Source organism: Photobacterium sagamiensis (assembly GCF_050337085.1).
In the GTDB taxonomy this organism is placed as follows: domain Bacteria; phylum Pseudomonadota; class Gammaproteobacteria; order Enterobacterales; family Vibrionaceae; genus Photobacterium; species Photobacterium sagamiensis.
The window spans coordinates 29407-45583 of record NZ_JAKJSP010000015.1 but is presented as its reverse complement, the minus strand read 5'-3'; the positions used below and the strand labels follow the sequence as shown (position 1 = coordinate 45583).

General features: G+C 47.4%; 17 protein-coding genes. 16 read left to right on the top strand and 1 reads right to left on the bottom strand.

All coding sequences use genetic code 11. The features are described 5' to 3' along the window. Positions 1 to 9: 9 nt before the first annotated feature. From hfq to rplI, 14 genes are all read left to right on the top strand, one after another. Positions 10 to 279: an RNA chaperone Hfq gene (gene hfq, locus L4D76_RS05870; protein WP_318927582.1), complete on the top strand. Its 270-nt coding sequence runs from the start codon at positions 10 to 12 to the stop codon at positions 277 to 279. Between the two features lie 25 nt (positions 280 to 304). Beyond that, complete coding sequence (gene hflX / locus L4D76_RS05865; RefSeq protein ID WP_428440000.1) at positions 305 to 1594, top strand: ribosome rescue GTPase HflX; 1290 nt, start codon at positions 305 to 307, stop codon at positions 1592 to 1594. Positions 1595 to 1648: 54 nt separating this feature from the next. Further along, on the top strand, positions 1649 to 2806 hold the full coding sequence (gene hflK / locus L4D76_RS05860; protein WP_428439999.1) for an FtsH protease activity modulator HflK: 1158 nt from the start codon (positions 1649 to 1651) through the stop codon (positions 2804 to 2806). Positions 2807 to 2808: 2 nt separating this feature from the next. Further along, positions 2809 to 3804 (top strand): protease modulator HflC, encoded by a 996-nt coding sequence (gene hflC, locus L4D76_RS05855; RefSeq protein ID WP_428439998.1) that lies wholly within the window; start codon positions 2809 to 2811, stop codon positions 3802 to 3804. A 113-nt stretch (positions 3805 to 3917) separates the two neighbouring features. After that, positions 3918 to 4112: a DUF2065 domain-containing protein gene (locus L4D76_RS05850; protein WP_107285311.1), complete on the top strand. Its 195-nt coding sequence runs from the start codon at positions 3918 to 3920 to the stop codon at positions 4110 to 4112. 122 nt (positions 4113 to 4234) lie between these two features. Beyond that, positions 4235 to 5533, top strand: coding sequence for an adenylosuccinate synthase (locus L4D76_RS05845; protein ID WP_428439997.1), 1299 nt, complete (start codon positions 4235 to 4237; stop codon positions 5531 to 5533). Between the two features lie 282 nt (positions 5534 to 5815). Then, positions 5816 to 6442, top strand: a complete 627-nt coding sequence (motX, locus tag L4D76_RS05840; RefSeq protein ID WP_428439996.1) for a flagellar protein MotX — start codon at positions 5816 to 5818, stop codon at positions 6440 to 6442. A gap of 405 nt (positions 6443 to 6847) precedes the next feature. Continuing rightward, on the top strand, positions 6848 to 7282 hold the full coding sequence (gene nsrR, locus L4D76_RS05835) for a nitric oxide-sensing transcriptional repressor NsrR (RefSeq protein ID WP_428439995.1): 435 nt from the start codon (positions 6848 to 6850) through the stop codon (positions 7280 to 7282). Positions 7283 to 7416: 134 nt separating this feature from the next. Then, positions 7417 to 9963, top strand: a complete 2547-nt coding sequence (rnr, locus tag L4D76_RS05830; RefSeq protein ID WP_428439994.1) for a ribonuclease R — start codon at positions 7417 to 7419, stop codon at positions 9961 to 9963. Continuing rightward, positions 9963 to 10703 carry a 23S rRNA (guanosine(2251)-2'-O)-methyltransferase RlmB gene (gene rlmB / locus L4D76_RS05825; RefSeq protein ID WP_428439993.1) on the top strand — a complete coding sequence of 247 codons (741 nt, stop codon included), beginning with the start codon at positions 9963 to 9965 and terminating at the stop codon, positions 10701 to 10703. The genes rnr and rlmB overlap by 1 nt, the downstream gene beginning before the upstream one ends. A 336-nt stretch (positions 10704 to 11039) precedes the next feature. Then, positions 11040 to 11465, top strand: coding sequence for a 30S ribosomal protein S6 (rpsF, locus tag L4D76_RS05820; protein WP_428439992.1), 426 nt, complete (start codon positions 11040 to 11042; stop codon positions 11463 to 11465). 8 nt (positions 11466 to 11473) lie between these two features. Continuing rightward, positions 11474 to 11788 carry a primosomal replication protein N gene (priB, locus tag L4D76_RS05815; RefSeq protein ID WP_428439991.1) on the top strand — a complete coding sequence of 105 codons (315 nt, stop codon included), beginning with the start codon at positions 11474 to 11476 and terminating at the stop codon, positions 11786 to 11788. 3 nt (positions 11789 to 11791) lie between these two features. Next, entirely contained in the window at positions 11792 to 12019 is a 228-nt protein-coding gene (rpsR, locus tag L4D76_RS05810) for a 30S ribosomal protein S18 (protein ID WP_006233798.1), read from the top strand. A gap of 38 nt (positions 12020 to 12057) precedes the next feature. Beyond that, positions 12058 to 12510 (top strand): 50S ribosomal protein L9, encoded by a 453-nt coding sequence (gene rplI / locus L4D76_RS05805; protein WP_428439990.1) that lies wholly within the window; start codon positions 12058 to 12060, stop codon positions 12508 to 12510. A gap of 74 nt (positions 12511 to 12584) precedes the next feature. On the opposite strand, the gene L4D76_RS05800 is transcribed toward rplI, so the two are convergent. After that, positions 12585 to 13340, bottom strand: coding sequence for a DUF481 domain-containing protein (locus L4D76_RS05800; RefSeq protein WP_428439989.1), 756 nt, complete (start codon positions 13338 to 13340; stop codon positions 12585 to 12587). A 241-nt stretch (positions 13341 to 13581) separates the two neighbouring features. On the opposite strand from L4D76_RS05800, the gene L4D76_RS05795 reads away from it, so the two are divergent. After that, a complete protein-coding gene (locus tag L4D76_RS05795; protein ID WP_428439988.1) occupies positions 13582 to 14979 on the top strand; it encodes a replicative DNA helicase in 1398 nt (465 codons plus the stop codon). Positions 14980 to 15007: 28 nt separating this feature from the next. Further along, on the top strand, positions 15008 to 16087 hold the full coding sequence (gene alr, locus L4D76_RS05790) for an alanine racemase (RefSeq protein WP_428439987.1): 1080 nt from the start codon (positions 15008 to 15010) through the stop codon (positions 16085 to 16087). The last annotated feature ends 90 nt before the right edge of the window (positions 16088 to 16177 follow it).

Genomic DNA, 16177 nt, shown 5'->3' with positions numbered 1-16177 from the left:
AAAGAAATAATGGCTAAGGGGCAATCTCTGCAAGACCCGTTTTTGAATGCGCTGCGTCGTGAAAGAATTCCGGTCTCTATTTACCTGGTGAACGGCATTAAACTTCAAGGTCAGATTGAATCATTTGATCAGTTCGTGATCTTACTTAAAAACACCGTCAACCAGATGGTTTATAAGCATGCTATTTCTACAGTCGTTCCTGCTCGCCCGGTGAATCATCACCATGCGAGTGATCGTCCGGCTGGGGCTGAGCGTACCCAAGAACAAACCGAAGAATAAGATTCTTCAATAAGGAGTCGATTGCTTGTTTGACCGTTATGAAGCCGGTGAGCAGGCGATTCTTGTTCATATCAACTTCACGCAAGAAGGGGAATGGGAAGATCTCAGCGAATGTGAAATGCTGGTCTCCTCTGCGGGAGTCAACACGCTACGTGTCGTGACAGGTAGCCGTAAGACTCCCCACCCCAAGTATTACGTGGGCGAAGGTAAAGCACAGGAAATTGCCGATGCGGTTCGGGCCGAAGGGGCCGAGATCGTAATATTTAACCACTCTCTTTTTCCAGCGCAAGAGCGTAATCTGGAGCATTTGTGCAAGTGTCGGGTAGTAGACAGAACGGGATTAATTCTCGATATCTTTGCTCAGCGTGCGCGTACCCATGAAGGGAAGCTCCAGGTTGAGTTAGCTCAGTTACGTCATCTTTCCACTCGATTGATCCGTGGCTGGACTCACCTTGAACGTCAAAAAGGTGGTATTGGCCTGCGGGGACCGGGTGAAACTCAGCTGGAAACGGATCGGCGTTTATTGCGTGATCGCATAAAAACCATTTTGCGAAGGTTAGAGAAGGTTGCAAAACAGCGGGATCAGGGACGTCGGGCGAGAAATCGCGCAGATATACCTACAATCTCACTGGTCGGTTATACCAATGCCGGCAAGTCGACTCTGTTTAACCGAATTACCAATGCCGGAGTGTATGCCGCTGATCAGTTGTTTGCGACCTTGGATCCTACATTGCGTAAGATTGAGGTGGCCGATGTCGGAACATCGATTCTGGCCGATACGGTCGGATTTATTCGTCATCTGCCTCATGATTTGGTCGCGGCATTTAAAGCAACACTGAAAGAAACCCAGGAAGCGAGCTTATTGCTTCATGTGGTCGATGCCAGTGATGAGCGCTACCGTGAAAATATTGATGCAGTTGATACGGTGCTGGAAGAGATCGAGGCCAATGAGGTACCGACTCTGATTGTGATGAATAAAATCGACAATCTGGACGGGTGTGAGCCTCGTATCGAACGTGACGATGATGGAATGCCGGTACGAGTTTGGGTATCGGCAATCGAAGGGCTAGGCATTGACCTGCTGTTCGAAGCCTTAACGGCACGTTTGTCTGGTACCATGGTGAAGCATACCTTGCGTTTACCGCCGCAATTGATTGGCCGGTATCGCAGTAAGTTTTATCAGCTTGGCTGTATTTTGTGTGAAGAATATGAATCAGATGGCAGTTTGGTTATTGATATTCGGTTACCGTTGGCAGACTGGTCACGGTTACAAAAAAGAGAAAGTACTTCGTTAGATGACTTTATCGTTGCTTAATGGACTGCTAGTGTAATTAAAACTGTCGTCATATCATGTTGATGGAGTTCTATAATGGCGTGGAATGAGCCTGGAAACAACGGCGGCCGTGATAAAGACCCTTGGGGTAATAAAAATCGCGGTGGACGTGAACAAGGGCCGCCAGATCTCGATGAGGTTTTTTCAAAGCTGAGTCGTAAATTTGGTGGTATTTTTGGGAATAAAAAAGGCCCGTCAACCGGTGGCAGTGCTATCGGTTTAGGGGTAATTGCAGTACTGGCTGCTGCAGTTTGGGGTTTTTCTGGTTTCTATACCATTGGTGAAGCGGAACGAGGCGTGGTATTACGTTTTGGCAAGTTTCATGAAATGGTCGATCCTGGTCTGAACTGGAAACCAACCTTTATTGATGAAGTTCAACCGGTAAACGTTCAAGCAATTCGTTCACTACGTAGTTCTGGTCTAATGCTGACTAAAGACGAAAACGTATTGAAAGTTGAGATGGGCGTACAATATCGTGTATTTGATGCAAAAAATTATCTGTTTAGTGTGACTAATGCTGATGATAGCCTGCGTCAGGCAACAGATTCTGCACTGCGTGCAGTGATTGGTGATTCGACCATGGATCAGGCGCTCACTACCGGGCGTCAAGTGATTCGAGCGAATACCCAAGAAGCGATCGATAAGATTATCCAGAATTACGATATGGGTATCTTAGTTGTCGATGTGAACTTCCAGTCAGCACGTCCACCAGAAGCGGTTAAAAATGCTTTTGATGATGCGATTGCTGCGCGAGAAGATGAAGAGCGTTTCGTGCGTGAAGCAGAAGCTTACAGTAATGACATTTTGCCAAAAGCAACGGGTCGTTCTGAGCGTCTGAAGAAAGAAGCCGAAGGTTATTCAGAAAAAATCATTAATGGTGCCTTGGGTGAAGTTTCTCAGTTTGAGAAATTACTTCCTCAGTATCTGGCTGCTAAAGAAGTAACACGTGATCGTTTGTATCTTGATACGATGGAACGAGTTTATAGCAGCACCAGTAAGGTGTTAATTGATTCGACGTCCAGTGGTAATTTAATGTATCTGCCGCTTGATAAGCTTATCAATCAGTCTCAAGCAACAAGTACAAAGCCTACAACTTCAAGTAGTTCTTATGGTATTGAGCTTGAAAAAACTGAAACTCCAACACCCGTATCCACATCACCTCGTGGTGATACTGGCCGCGAAGGGAGATATTAATTATGCGTAAGTTAATGATCCCAGTTGTTGTCATTTTTATTGCTCTACTGCTGATGTCGGTCTTTGTGGTGCGTGAAGGTGACCGTGGTATTGTGATCCGCTTTGGACGTATTCTGAAAGATACCAATACCGAAGTTGTTCACATCTATGAGCCGGGCTTGCACTTTAAAGTGCCTCTGTTTGACCGTGTACGTACTCTTGATGCACGTATCCAGACCATGGATGATCAAGCCGATCGCTTCGTAACCGCTGAGAAAAAAGACGTTATCATCGATACCTATGTAAAATGGCGTATCGCTGACTTTGGCCAGTACTATTTGACGACCGGCGGCGGCAATATTGCCACTGCTGAAGGCCTGTTGAAGCGAAAAGTAATTGATAGTCTACGAGCTGAAATCGGTTCGAAAGAAATCAAGCAGATCGTTTCTGGACCTGGCTCTGATCGTAGTGCCCCAGTTGTCGCTGAGGCTGATGCGAATGGTACTGCGGTTGTGGAAGATATTATTGCCGAAGTAGCACCTCGTAAAGAAGTGGAAGGCCAGCGTGATAAGATCATGGCCGATGTATTGGCTGAGACGCAGATTAGCGCGAAAGATTTGGGTATTGAAGTTGTTGATTTCCGGATGAAGAAAATCAACTTGCCCGATGAAATCAGTGAGTCTATCTATCGCCGTATGCGTGCCGAGCGTGAGTCTGTTGCGCGTAAGCACCGTTCGCAAGGTCGAGAAAAAGCGGAAGTTATTCGTGCTCAATCAGAGCTAGAAGTGGCGAAGATTTTGGCTGGAGCCGATCGTGAAGCACGGGTTGTTCGCGGTAGCGCAGATGCAAAAGCGGCTGAAATTTATGCTGATGCCTTTAACCAGAATCCGGAGTTTTATCGCTTCTTACGTTCATTAAAAGCATATGAAAATAGCTTTAACTCGAAAAACGATATTCTCGTTGTCGACCCTAGCAGTGACTTCTTCCGGTACATGAAAGAAGCCAATGGCGTAAAATAAGCCAGCTGGATTGAAAATCGAAAGACAAGGCCTGAAGGCCTTGTCTTTTTTTTTGTCGGTGGGAAATAATTAATGGATTTGGTATTACTCAGTTTGGTATTACGGGGATACGCATGAATAAAGCAGTTTGGATGGCCATCGGCCTTGTGCTGGTGGTTGAAGGATTAGGCCCGTTATTGGCACCTCGCGGCTGGCGTGAAATGGTGAGTCAGCTAAGTCAGCAGAATGACAACGCTTTGCGCCGGATCGGCGGATGTCTGGTGGTGGCAGGCAGCATTATTGCCTACATGATGTACAATAGTATGTAAATCGCGCTAGCTGAGTATCGTGACACTCTTCTTGCAGAATAATACCGTATGGTCAAAAAATGACTGCAAGCGGTTCTGTAAGGTGCTAGAATCCTTTTTTAACTACTGATAGACGAAGAAAGATGGCAAATAATGTAGTCGTTCTTGGCACCCAATGGGGTGACGAAGGCAAGGGTAAGATCGTTGATCTGCTGACCGAAGATGCAAAATACGTAGTGCGCTACCAAGGTGGCCACAATGCAGGTCACACTCTTGTCATTGACGGTGAAAAAACTGTCCTTCACCTGATCCCATCAGGTATCCTGCGTGACAACGTTAAATGCATCATCGGTAACGGTGTTGTACTTTCTCCAGATGCACTGATGAAAGAAATGGGCCCGCTAGAAGAGCGTGGTATCCCAGTTCGTGAACGTCTGTTCCTGTCAGAAGCTTGTCCGCTAATTCTTCCGTATCACATCGCTCTTGACCAAGCGCGTGAAATCGCTCGTGGTAAAAAAGCAATTGGTACGACGGGTCGTGGTATCGGTCCGGCCTACGAAGATAAAGTTGCTCGTCGCGGCCTGCGTGTTGGCGATCTATTCGATAAAGAAGCATTTGCCGAGAAGCTGAAAGAAGTTATGGCTTACCATAACTTCCAGCTTGAGCATTACTACAATGCAGAACCAGTAAGCTACGAAGAAGTTCTGGAAAACATCATGGCTCAGTCTGATGTTCTGATTTCTATGGTTATCGATGTAACTCAAGAACTTGATGACGCGCGTAAGCGTGGCGATAAGATCATGTTCGAAGGTGCACAAGGTACGCTGCTGGATATCGACCACGGTACTTACCCATATGTAACGTCTTCAAATACCACTGCTGGTGGTGTTGCTGCGGGTTCTGGTTTTGGTCCTCGTCACCTGGGTTATATCCTGGGTATCGCGAAAGCCTACTGTACTCGCGTTGGTGCGGGTCCATTCCCAACGGAACTTGATGATGCTGTAGGTGAACACCTTGGCGTTAAAGGTAACGAGTTTGGTGCAACGACGGGCCGTAAGCGCCGTTGTGGCTGGTTCGATGCAGTTGCTATGCGCCGTGCGGTACAGATCAACTCAATCTCTGGTTTCTGCCTGACCAAGCTAGACGTGATGGATGGCCTGAAAGAAATCAAGATTTGTACTGGCTACAAAAAGGCTGACGGTACAGTACTTGAAGTATCTCCAATGGCGGCTGATGCTTACGAGAACATTGAGCTGATTTATGAAACAATGCCTGGTTGGTCTGAGAACACATTTGGTGCCAAGTCACTGGATGCGCTTCCACAAACGGCATTAGACTATATTGCTCGTATCGAAGAGCTTACGGGTGTGCCAATCGACATCGTTTCGACGGGTCCTGACCGTAATGAAACTATCATTAAGGTTCACCCATACGGTGAATAATTGCCCCTGTATGGTGAGTCATTGCCCTCTACAGTGAGTTATTGATAGAAAAAAGCCAACCGCTCGGTTGGCTTTTTTATTGCTGCTGTTTATATGTTTCTTATGTAATTGCTTTCTAAGTTATTAAATGTGACTTGCTTCAAACTGATGCAAAAATATTGTGTCAAACTCCTTTTCGCGTGATGGATCTGTGCGGCAAATAATTGCCGTTTTTTCTTAAATCCCCTAAAGTCTGGAACGTCTTAGCCGATATGCTATCTACGGTTTAATAGAGATTAGTTCATGGATCTGCGTACCTTACTGCTTTCGACATTGCTGGTTGTAACTCCTGCCTATGCATTGGAAAGTGCAGGTGAGGCCGTTCCGGTATATTCCGATTCAGAGCTGATCAAGCTATTTGAAACCAATACCCACTTGCAACAAGTGAAAGCTGATGATTGTCAGTTAGTTCAGGATATTGAAGCGCGTGCACGCCGAGTGGAGTCACCCTCTTATCAATTCCTCTATGGTGACATGCTGGCATGGGGTGTCTGTGTTGAGCGTGATGTCGAGCTTGGCGTTTATTACATGCAGTCGGCAGCCCACCAGGGATCGCCCGCTGCGTTAGAACAGCTTGGCCGTTATTACGCCAAAGGCACGCTGGTACAGCAAGATCGGGAACGAGCGGTTCCCTATTTGCGTGAAGCGGCATCGATGGGAAATGTCGATGCACGAATTCAGTTAGCGGAACTCTTACTGAGCAACTATGGCAGTCCGCTTGATTTTGAAGAAGCCTATCGCTGGTTATACAATACCGTGACAGCCAGTAAAAATACCCATAGTAAAATTACTCGCTTAAGAGTGGGGCTTGAACGACGGATGCCAGCCAATGTGATTGCGCGCGCGAAACGCCGGGATACATTCTGGTAAATAGAGTTTCGCCTGTCTTTTCTTCCGCAAAAAAAGCGCAACGTGTTTGCTGAGCTTCTAAATTACCCAATTTCTTTCCTTTGATTGATAATATCTTTTTCGACTCATAACACCTGGCACGCATTTACCATGATGACGATTTTCTGTCATACCCGGCTCAATGATCTTATTCAGTAACAAAATTAAAAACACCTTTGAGTTCAGATGGGTAGGTGAACATGTGCACATAGACGTGCGCTGTTAGTGGAGGGGCGGTAAGGCTTGCCCTCGGTGATAATATCAATAGTTGGTTGACGGTTCATGGCTCTTTCCATTAAGTTGTATTTATAATGCAGCTTACAACTGCTATCTGATCTATATCTTTTAGTCAATAACAAGATTAAAATAGCGACAGGAGGAGTTATTGTGCAGTTAACTAGTTTTACCGATTATGGCCTGCGTGCCTTGATATACCTTGCCACCTTACCTGAAGGCGAATTAGCCAGCATCAGTAAAGTCACTGATGTTTATAGTGTGTCGCGTAACCATATGGTTAAGATCATCAATAAATTAGGTCAGCTGGGTTACGTTGAAACGGTACGGGGTAAAAACGGTGGTATTCGTTTAGGTATGCCTGCCGATAAAATAATTTTAGGCGATGTGGTGCGAGCGATAGAGCCGCTTCAGATTATTGATTGTAGTGAAAGCTTTTGTCATATTACGCCAGCTTGTCGTTTGAAAGGTATTTTAAGCGCGGCAAGAAGTGCGTTCTTAGCTGAGTTAGACCAGCATACATTAACGAGCCTGATTGATGATAATCCACCGTTACGTGTGTTGCTTGACAGTCCGGTAACGGAATAATCCGTAAAGCCAATAACCTCCAACCTAATTAGCGGAGCAGAGGACGTTATTCTCTGCTCCCATCTGTTCACCAATGGCCGGAACCTACTTAATTGATATAATTAAGCTATGTTCCTGCCAATATGGATCTGTTTATGTCCAAAGGTACTACCGATTTACCGGTCGATCCTTTCCGCGATCGCGAAGCATCAAACTACGAAAACCCTATTCCAAGCCGCGAACTTCTACTGGAAGTCATTCGAGGCTTTACTGCCCCGGTTAGCCGTGACCAGTTATTTACTGAGCTACAGCTAAAAGGGGACGATCAATATGAAGGCTTGCGTCGTCGCCTGCGTGCGATGGAGCGTGACGGCCAACTTATTTTCACTCGTCGCCAGTGTTATGCCCTGCCAGAACGCCTAGATTTGATCAAAGGCCATGTTATTGGCCATCGTGATGGCTTTGGCTTTGTCCGCCCTGAAGGCGTGGGAACGAAAGAAGATTTAATGTTACCGCACCACCAGATGCGTGGTGTGATCCATGGTGACTATATTATTGCCCAGGTTGCTGGTGTCGATAAGCGCGGTCGTCGTGAAGGCCGTGTGGTACGTGTTTTACAAGAGTATACCGGACAGATTGTCGGTCGTTTCTTTATTGAAGATGGCATGGGCTATGTCGTCCCTGATGATTCCCGCATTTCTCAAGATATTGTGGTCCCTAACGATCTGCGTATGGGTGCACGTATGGGCAATGTGGTTGTTGTTGAAATTAATCAACGCGCAACTCGTCAGCATAATGCTGTGGGTAAAGTGGTCGAAGTGCTGGGTGAAAACATGGCACCGGGCATGGAAATCGAAATTGCGCTGCGTACTCATAACATTCCTAATGAGTGGCCAGTCGAAGTCGAAAACCAGATCAAAGGTCTGGCTGAAGAAGTCCCGGAAGACGCTAAGCAGGGTCGTGTCGATCTTCGTGACTTGCCATTGGTGACTATCGATGGTGAAGATGCGCGTGACTTTGATGATGCTGTCTATTGTGAACGCAAGAAATCCGGTGGCTGGCGTTTATGGGTCGCAATCGCCGATGTGAGCCACTATGTACGCGCTGATTCAGCATTAGATACAGAGGCGGTCAAGCGTGGTAACTCGGTGTATTTCCCTTCTCAGGTGATCCCGATGTTGCCGGAAGTACTGTCGAACGGCTTATGTTCACTGAACCCGCAGGTTGATCGCCTGTGTATGGTGTGTGAAATGACCGTTTCTGATTCTGGTAACCTTTCGGGCTACAAGCATTATGAAGCGGTAATGAACTCTCATGCCCGTTTGACTTACACCAAAGTCAGCAAAATGCTGGATGGTGATGAAGAGCTGCGTGAACGATATAAGCCACTGGTACCGCATCTGGAAGAATTGTATGCGATGTACAAGGTGCTTAAAGACTCACGCGATAAGCGCGGTGCGATTGAATTTGAAACCATCGAAACCAAGTTTATCTTTAATGCTGACCGAAAAATCGATCGTATTGAGCCGGCTGAGCGTAACGATGCCCATAAGATCATTGAAGAATGTATGATCATGGCCAATGTTGCCTCTGCACGTTTTGTCGAGAAGATGAAAGAACCCGCGTTATACCGTGTACATGATGTTCCGGGAGAAGAGCGCTTAACGGGTTTCCGCGATTTCTTGGGTGAGCTGGGATTGAATCTGAGTGGTGGTCTTGAACCGTCGCCACGTGACTATGCCGATTTAGCACATGCTATTCACACTCGTCCGGATAAAGAACTGATCCAGACCATGCTCTTGCGTTCGATGAAGCAAGCTCTCTATCAGGCAGACAACGGCGGTCACTTTGGCTTGGCGCTGAAGCAGTATGCGCATTTCACTTCGCCAATCCGCCGTTATCCCGATCTGACGTTGCACCGTGCGTTGAAGTATTTAATCGCCAAGCGGGAAGGGAAAAATACGGATCGCTGGACAACGACTGGTGGCTATCACTACTCGTATGACGATATTGATACTATCGGCGATCAATGCTCAATGACGGAACGCCGTGCCGATGATGCCACCCGGGATGTTGCTGACTGGCTAAAGTGTGAATACATGCAAGATCATGTCGGTGATGACTTTGAAGGGGTGATTGCCAATGTCACTGGCTTTGGTTTCTTCGTTCGTTTGAAAGAACTGAATATTGATGGCTTGGTGCATATTTCCAACTTAGCCAATGATTACTATCAGTACGATGCGATTGGCCAGCGTTTGATCGGCGACAGCTCCGGTCAGATTTATCGTTTAGGCGATACGGTGCATGTGAAAGTGGCATCGATTAATCTCAATGATCGTCAAATTGATTTTGATATTGTCGGCAGTGATCGCAAACCGCGTGGTGCGGGTAAAACCGCCAAGCAGCGTGAGAATCAACAACGGATGCGTAAAGCGGAAGGCATGGCTCGTCCACCGAAGCAAGTGTTCAAAGTTGAAGATGGTGAAGCGAAAAAAGAGCATCGTGCGAAGTCCAAAAAAGGACGCTCTTCAATCCGTCAGAAGCTGAAGGCAGGAGCGGTACCGAAGCTTGAAGGCGATAAAGCGCCAACGTCTGATAAGACAGATGACAAGCCAAAGAAAACGAGAAAGAAACCTTCTAAGGCTCGCAAGACTAAACAGCGTGCTGGCAAAAAAGAACGGGCAGAAAAGAAGACTAAGTAATGAGTAATGAAATGATTTTCGGCATTCACGCCGTTAAAGCTGTGTTAGCGTCAGATCCTGCACGCTTTATTGAAGTTTTCGTGCTGAAAGGACGTCAAGACGATCGCTTAATGCCAGTGCTCACTGAATTGCAAACGTTGGGTATTACTATTCAGCAGGCAGGACGGAAAGCGTTGGATGATAAAGCCAATGGGGCGTCTCATCAGGGCATCATTGCACGGGTGAAGCAGGGTAAGCAATACAATGAAAATGATCTGGATACCCTGTTAGCGGGTAAAGAGAATCCACTGCTGCTGGTACTGGACGGGGTAACGGATCCGCATAATTTGGGTGCCTGTCTGCGTAATGCCGATGCCGCCGGTGCGGTGGCGGTGATTGTGCCGAAAGACCGCTCTGCACAGTTGAATGCAACAGCCAGTAAAGTGGCTTGTGGCGCCGCAGAAGTGGTGCCGTTGGTACGGGTGACTAACCTGGCCCGGACTTTACGTGCACTGCAAGAGCAGGGTGTTTGGGTGGTAGGTACCGCAGGTGAAGCGACCCATGACGTTTATCACAGCAAGTTGACCGGTCCGCTGGCGATTGTGATGGGGGCTGAAGGCGAAGGTATGCGTCGCCTGACTCGCGAAACCTGTGATGATCTGATCAAAATTCCGATGGCAGGCTCAGTATCGAGTCTGAACGTATCGGTCGCAACGGGTATTTGTCTGTTTGAAGCTGTACGCCAGCGTCAGAACGCTTAACAGCAGAGACTAGGAAAGGCAGATCCTAGGCCCTAGAAAGAGCAGAAGCGGAGTTTTCATGACGCTTCTGCTTTTTTATTTTTGCTGGTGTATTGGCCGGCTCTTACTTATCCAAGTCTATCCTACCTGCTGGACCCAGCCGCCAAAAGTCTCCTTTCTTACCTAGCTCGCAACTCCAACCTCATAACTTCCCGCCGAACCATAAAAATCCCTTGCGTCGATTGGCCATTCTCTGTACTATTCAGCGTCCAAATTCTCGGTTCTTTTTTTAGTTCCTTGCTTCCTCTGGATAACCGAGCCAACTCAGGAAGCTGAATAATCCGTAAGGAGCAACCAATGCGTCATTACGAAATCGTATTCATGGTGCACCCTGATCAAAGCGAACAGGTTGCAGGCATGATCGAACGTTACACTAGTTCAATCAAAGATTCTGGTGGTCAGATTCACCGTCTAGAAGATTGGGGCCGCCGTCAAATGGCTTACCCAATCAACAAACTGCACAAAGCACACTACGTTCTTATGAACGTTGAAGCTGAGCAGTCTGTAGTTGACGAGCTTGAGTCTACTTTCCGTTTCAACGATGCAGTGATCCGTAACATGATCATGCGCATGAAAAACGCTGTTACTGAGCCATCTCCAATGATGAAGGCTAAAGAAGAGCGTTTCACTAAACGTGACGACCGCGAAGAGCGTTCAGATCGTTCAGAAGCGCCACGTGCAGAAGCTCCAGCGAAAGCTGAAGGTGAAGCTGCAGCTGAGTAATTTGTAATATGACCAATCGTCTGGAGTTATCTGGCGTTATTGCCAAAGACCCCAAACGGAGCCAATCCCCGGCAGGCGTACCTCATTGTCACTTTGTGCTTGAGCATCGTTCTTACCAGCGGGAAGCTGACTTACCGCGACAGGTGTATTGTTACATCAACGTAGTCGTCAGTGGTAAAGGTCAACAAATGCTCACTCAAGATTTAGCTGTTGGCAGTCACATTAAGGTAGCGGGATTTATCTCATACCAAACCGGCCGAAATGGTATCGGTAAATTAGTGTTGCATGCCGACCACATTGAAATATTTTGTTCAGGAGATTAGCCCATGGCACGTTTCTTCCGTCGTCGTAAATTCTGCCGTTTCACTGCAGAAGACGTACAAGAGATTGACTACAAAGACGTAGTTACTCTAAAAAACTACATTACTGAAGCTGGTAAAATTGTACCTAGCCGTATCACTGGTACTCGCGCTAAATACCAGCGTCAGCTAGCTCGCGCTATCAAGCGTTCTCGTTACCTAGCACTTCTACCGTACACAGATAAGCATCTGTAAGCAGTAGCAGTTTTTAGACTTATATAGAGGACAAGATAATGCAAGTTATTCTACTTGATAAAATCGGTAACCTTGGTGGCCTAGGCGATCAGGTAAACGTTAAGTCTGGTTACGCTCGTAACTTCCTTATCCCACAGGGTAAGGCTGTTATGGCAACTAAATCTAACGTAGAAATGTTCGAAGTTCGTCGTGCAGAGCTAGAAGCTAAAGTTGCTGAGCAACTTACTGCTGCACAAGCACGTGCTGAGACAGTAAGCGCTCTAGAAGCAGTAGTTATCGCTTCTAAAGCCGGTGACGAAGGTAAACTATTCGGTTCTATCGGTACTCGCGACATCGCTGACGCTGTAACAGCGGCAGGTGTTGCAGTAGTGAAGAGCGAAGTTCGTCTACCTGAAGGCGCACTACGTACTACTGGCGAATTCGAAGTTAGCATTCAGCTACACTCTGATGTATTCGCAATTGTTAACCTAAACATCGTTGCTGCAGAGTAATAGCGTTTAGCGTTAATAGAAAAAACCAGCCTTCGGGCTGGTTTTTTTATGTCTGTAATCTGGACTTTTCGGCATTAGATCTTAAACAGCAAATTGATAGTCATGGTTGAATCGCGTTTTTCCAGTCCCTCAGGCACCCAGCTGTTTAATTTCTGAGTATTACTGAATTTGATCGCGATATGTTCAGTGATCGAACTGGTCAGGTTTATTTCACTTTCCAGCGTGCTGTTACTATTGCCGGCAATCCCGGTGAAGCGGGCATTCACTTCGATGTTTTTGGCTGGCTTCCAGGTGAATTTTGTACTGCCCCTGATGATCGGTTCATCGACTGTTTCAGGTACGATGATATCGTCATCGTCAATCTCATCAATGTTCGGTTCCTGATGGCGGTAACCCGGGCCGGCTTCCACTTCGAGCAAAAAAGTCTCACGTCGCAATAACTGGTAACCCAAACCGGTTGCAAGGGTAAAATCGGTAAAGTACGGGCCGTACTTATCATCAACATAATTGGCGTTGCCCAAGATGTAGGCCCGCTCATTGATCTTCATATCGCTTTGCAGCTCTAACTCACCTTTGCGTTTATCTTCCTCGCCATCCTTATCAACCAGCAGGTATTTCGCCTCGCCCTGGTAACGATATTGATTCTTGACATAAGTCAGCCCTAAACGGCTGTTCAGTGATTGCGAGTCAGAGTTGCCTGATAGAGACTGATAACCCAGTTCGACTTCGGTTGATAAAGGGGAGGGAGGGAGGCTTGGTGCATCGTCCTCTTCATCAGCATAGGCGGCAGTATTGGCAAGCAGTAGCAGGGCGAGTAAATATCTTGCCAAGAGTTTTCCTTTTGTTCGGGACATAGCTGATGGTTAATAGTTCGACATATTTCTGGCCTCGCAGTTTACCTTAATATTGTCAGCGTTTGGTCAGGAATCGCTGAGACGTACGTCTTGCTGCCAGAAAAATCGCCATAATAACCCCATGAGTGAAAGCCCCATCTTTTTATTTATCGATAAGTAGATGTGGCATGAATAAGGTATACTAGACGGCTTAGTTTCCGGCAATCACGCAATTCCTATGGCACATAACAGCAAACCGAGTAAACCCAGAGATACCCAGATGGAAGCCATCAAAATGCCTCCGCATTCATTGGAAGCCGAGCAGTCCGTGTTGGGTGGCTTGATGCTGGATAATGAAAAGTGGGATACCGTAGCAGGCAAAGTGGTCGCGAAAGACTTTTACAGCCGTCCCCACCGCATTATTTTTGAAGCGACGTCGTTTTTACTCGATGGTGGCCAGCCGCTCGATCTGATCACGTTATCTGAGCATCTGGAACGTGCCGATAAGCTTGAAGGTGTCGGGGGATTTGCTTATCTGGCAGAGCTTGCGAAAAATACACCATCAGCGGCGAATATTTCTGCTTATGCCGAGATTGTGCGTGAGCGTGCCCTGATCCGCGATATGATTGGTGTTGCCAATGAAATTGCTGATGCGGGGTATGATCCGCAAGGGCGAACCAGTGAAGATCTGCTCGATATGGCAGAGAGTAAAGTTTTCGCCATTGCTGAGCAGCGTTCTGATGAAAACGAAGGTCCGCAGAATGTTGATACCATTCTGGAAAAAACCTTAGAAAGAATTGAGCTCCTGTATCAATCGCCGCAAGACGGGGTGACCGGGGTTTCAACCGGCTTCAGTGACTTGAATAAGAAAACCGCGGGTCTGCAAGGCTCTGATTTGATTATCGTCGCGGCCCGTCCTTCGATGGGTAAAACCACCTTTGCGATGAACTTATGCGAAAACGCTGCGATGGATCAGGAAAAACCGGTACTTATCTTCTCGCTGGAGATGCCCGCCGAACAGATCATGATGCGTATGCTGGCATCACTATCGCGGGTCGATCAGACTAAAATCCGTACCGGCCAGCTGGATGATGAAGACTGGGCGCGTATTTCGTCAACGATGGGTATTCTGATGCAGAAGAAGAATATGTTCATCGATGACAGCTCCGGCCTGACGCCGACCGATGTCCGTTCCCGTGCCCGCCGTATCGCTCGTGATAACGGTGGCCTGAGTATGATCATGATCGACTACCTTCAGCTGATGCGGGTACCAGGAATGCAGGATAACCGTACTCAGGAAATTTCGGAGATCTCCCGCTCACTGAAAGCACTGGCCAAAGAGCTGAATGTGCCGGTGGTGGCGCTTTCTCAGCTCAACCGTTCCTTGGAACAGCGTGCTGATAAACGCCCTATCAACTCAGATTTGCGTGAATCGGGAGCGATCGAGCAGGATGCCGACTTGATCATGTTCATCTACCGGGACGAAGTGTATAACGAAGAAAGTGCGCTGAAAGGGATTGCAGAAATCATTATTGGTAAGCAGCGTAATGGCCCTATCGGTTCGGTCCGCTTGACTTTCCAAGGCCAGTTCTCGCGTTTTGATAACTACGCCGGCCCTGCATTCGACGAAGAGTGATTTTAAGCATAATAACTAGGGATTTTTGATGAAAGCGGCGACAGCTTATATCAATACTGAAGCTCTTACACATAACATTCGTCAGCTCCGTTTACAGGCTCCAAACAGTAAACTTCTGGCGGTGGTGAAGGCGAATGGCTACGGCCATGGCCTGTTACATGTAGCACAAAGTTTGCCTGATGCCGATGCCTTTGGTGTGGCCCGAATTGAAGAAGCCCTGACGTTACGTGCCGGCGGGGTGGTTAAACCGATCTTGTTGTTAGAAGGCTTCTATGGCGCATCGGATCTGCCCGTTCTGGTAACCAATAATATTCATACGGTCGTACATTCCGTTGAACAGCTGGAAGCGTTAGAGCAGGCTCAGTTAGATAATCAGGCGGTTGTCTGGTTAAAGATTGATACCGGCATGCACCGCTTAGGGGTACGTCCTGAGCAGCTCTCTGATTTTGTACAGCGTCTTCATGCCTGTGCCAATGTTGCCAAACCACTGCGTTATATGAGTCACTTCGGCTGTGCTGATGAACTCGACAGTGAGGTGACCCGTCAACAAATCAATACGTTTCTGGCGCTGACGGAAGGCTGTCGCGGTGAGCGTTCATTAGCGGCCTCTGCCGGTATTTTAGCTTGGCCAGAGAGTCAGCTAGAGTGGATCCGTCCCGGCATTATCATGTACGGCGTATCACCGTTTACCAATGCCGAGCGATCAGCTGAAGCCTTTAACATGCAACCGGTGATGACGCTAACCTCCAGTCTCATTGCAGTACGTGATGTAAAAAAAGGGGAAACGGTCGGCTACGGCGGGATCTGGACCAGCGAGCGCGATACCAAGGTGGGGGTGATCGCCATTGGTTATGGTGATGGTTATCCCCGAACCGCACCCAATGGTACACCGGTATTACTGAACGGACGTATTGTGCCGATGGCTGGTCGCGTATCGATGGATATGCTGACTGTCGATCTTGGCCCGGATGCTGCGGATAAAGTCGGTGATGAAGTGATTTTGTGGGGTAAGGGGCTGCCAGCAGAAGTGGTGGCTGAACATATCGGTACGATCGCTTATGAATTAGTGACCAAGCTGACCTCGCGTGTTGCCATGGCCTACTTGTAATTAGACGTATATAAAATTAAGTAGAAACGATTTATTTTGAGTAAGCATCATAATTTGAAAGCCGTAGCCATTGCTGCGGCTTTATCATAT